This window comes from Alcanivorax sp. HI0083 (assembly GCF_001635175.1).
The window spans coordinates 1-2,699 of the sequence record NZ_LWFX01001157.1; the positions used below are offsets into that span (position 1 = coordinate 1).

General features: G+C 64.4%; 3 protein-coding genes. All 3 read left to right on the forward strand.

What is annotated here, in order from left to right; genetic code table 11:
- Positions 1–1,530 (forward strand): tetratricopeptide repeat protein (locus A3754_RS16480; RefSeq protein ID WP_063520573.1); only part of this gene is annotated, 1,530 nt, incomplete at its 5' end.
- Entirely contained in the window at positions 1,527–2,114 is a 588-nt protein-coding gene (lolB, locus tag A3754_RS16485) for a lipoprotein insertase outer membrane protein LolB (RefSeq protein ID WP_063520574.1), read from the forward strand. The genes A3754_RS16480 and lolB, both read left to right, overlap by 4 nt.
- Positions 2,111–2,699: 4-(cytidine 5'-diphospho)-2-C-methyl-D-erythritol kinase (ispE, locus tag A3754_RS16490; RefSeq protein ID WP_063520575.1), on the forward strand; the 589-nt coding region annotated here is incomplete at its 3' end. The genes lolB and ispE, both read left to right, overlap by 4 nt.

Genomic DNA, 2,699 nt, shown 5'->3' on the forward strand with positions numbered 1-2,699 from the left:
CGCCAGTCCCTGGGCGTCACCCTTGGCTACTACAGCCGGGCGGCAGAAAGCACTCGTGACCCGGCCGTCATCAGCCAGGCCGCCCAACTGGCCCACTATCTGGAAGATCCGCAGCAAGCTCTGGCCATGAGCGAACTCTGGCTGGAAACCACGCCGGACAGCGAAGAAGCCCTGCAAGTCGCCATCCTCTCGGAAATCCGCCTGGGCAACACGGCAGCGGCCAGCCGGCATCTGGACCGGTTACTCAGCGCCCACGGCGAAGAAGCCTTGGGTCGCCTGGTGACTCAGGCCCGCGGCCTGGACGCACAGGGCAACCTGCAACTGGTCGAAGCCCTGGCCCAGCTCACCGATCGCTACCCGGATCAGGCGCCCCTCTGGTACGCCCGCGCCCTGTGGCTTGAACATGAGAAGCAGCCCGAACCGGCCCTGGACGCCACCGAGCGCGCCCTCAAGTTAATGCCGCGCCATGAAGATGCCCTGCTCCTCAAGGCGCAGCTGCTCTACGAAACCGGCGAACCGAAAAAGGCCCTGCGTCACCTGAAAAAACTGGTCCGCAAATACCCGCAAGCGCGCCGCCCCCGCATTGCCTACGTTCGCATGCTGCTGGCCACCGGCCAGCTGGAACAGGCTGGCGAGCAGCTCACCGTGATGGCGGAGCAAAATCCACAGGATCTGGACCTGCGCTTCTCGCTGGCCCTGCTTGCCCTGGAAGCCGGCGCCAGTGAAGCCGCCGAGACCCAACTCAACGTCCTGCTCGCCCGGAACTATCGCCCCGACGATATTCATCTTTATCTGGCCCAGGCTGCCGAACAGAAGCTGGACATGGACGGCGCCATCGATCACTACCTGAAAGTCGGCGGCCCCCAGGCCATCCGTGCGCGGGTACAGGCTGCGCGCCTGCTATACCAGCAAGGCAACACCAGCCAGGCCCACGCACTGATGCACAGCCTGGCCCAGCAACAGCCGGAACTGCAGGACAGCCTCACCATCACCGAAGCAGAAATGCGCAGCAACAACGGCGATCCACAAGGCGCCATCGCCCTGATCAATAACGCCCTGCGTGACCAGCCCGACAATACCGACCTACTCTACAGCCGCGCCATGACGGCCGAAAAAGTGGGCAACCTGGCGCAGCTGGAAAAAGACCTGAAGCGCATCATCACCCTGGACCCGGACGATGCCAGCGCTCTCAACGCCCTGGGGTACACCCTTGGCAACCGCACCGACCGCCTGGACGAGGCCTATCAATACGTCTCCCGGGCACTGGAACTGCGCCCCGACGACCCGGCCATTCTCGACTCCATGGGCTGGGTGCTCTACAAGCGCGGGGAGACGGAAGCCGCCCGGGACTACCTGCGCCGGGCCTATGAAAAATTCCCCGACCCGGAAGTCGCCGCGCATTATGGTGAAGTCCTGTGGGTTCTGGGCGCCCAGAACCAGGCCCGCCAGGTCTGGCGCGACACCCTGGAAAGCGACCCGGACGCCCCCCACATCCGTGAAGTCATGGAAAAACTCGGAGCTCGCCTGTGACCCTGAGCCTTACCCGCATTATTAGCCTGGCGCTGATGGCCCTGGCGTTGAGCGCCTGCCAGCTACGCCCCACCACAACCGCCCAGTTCGAACACCCCGGCCAGATCCAGCAATGGCAGATGAGCGGCAAGCTCGGCTACCGCACCGCCAACGACGGCGGCAGTGCCACCTTTGACTGGCGCCAACAACCCCAGCGGGGCGACATCCATTTTTCCGGGCCACTGGGCTTTGGCAGCGCCGACCTCCGTTGGGATAGCGGCCGCGCCGAACTGATCACCGCCAAGGAAACCTACCAGGCCCGCAGCCCCGGGGAACTGGCCTGGCACCTCACCGGCTTCTGGCTGCCCGTGTCCGCCCTGCAATACTGGGCCCGTGGCCTGCCCTGGCCCGGCGCGCCAGCGGATGCCGAATACGATGATCAGCAGCGCCTGATCTCACTGGAACAACTGGGCTGGTCGCTCACCTTCGATCGCTACGCGCCCATCGCCGGCGTCGCCCTGCCCTACCGCATCAAGGCCCAGCAGCACAGCAACCGTTTCACCCTGCTGATCAAGGACTGGCAGCCCGGCAGCAGCACCCCGTGACCCTGACATTGCCGGCCCCAGCCAAGCTCAACCTGTTCCTGCACATCACTGGCCGCCGCGATGATGGCTACCATCAACTGCAGACCGTGTTCGCACTGCTCGACCATGGCGACACCCTGGCATTCTCCCCGGCAGACGCCCTGTCACTGCAATGCCACACGGAAAACAACCAGGACACCCTCCCCACGGATGACAGCAACCTGATTCTGCAGGCCGCCAGAGCACTGCAGGCGCACACCGGCAGCAACAAGGGGGCGGCGATCACCCTGACCAAACGCCTGCCACTGGGCGGCGGCGTGGGTGGCGGCTCCTCCGACGCCGCCACCGCCCTGCTGGGTCTGAACAAACTCTGGGAGCTGGGCCTGACACTGCCGGAGCTGGCCGATATCGGCCTGGCGCTGGGCGCCGATGTGCCCGTCTTTGTGCTGGGGCACAATGCCTGGGCAGAAGGCGTCGGCGAACAAATTTCCCCCGTCACACTACCAAATGACGCTTTTTTGGTCGTTCACCCCGGAATTCATGTATCAACTGCTCGAATTTTCGGCGACCGGCAATTGACAAGGGATACACCCATCAGTAAATTAC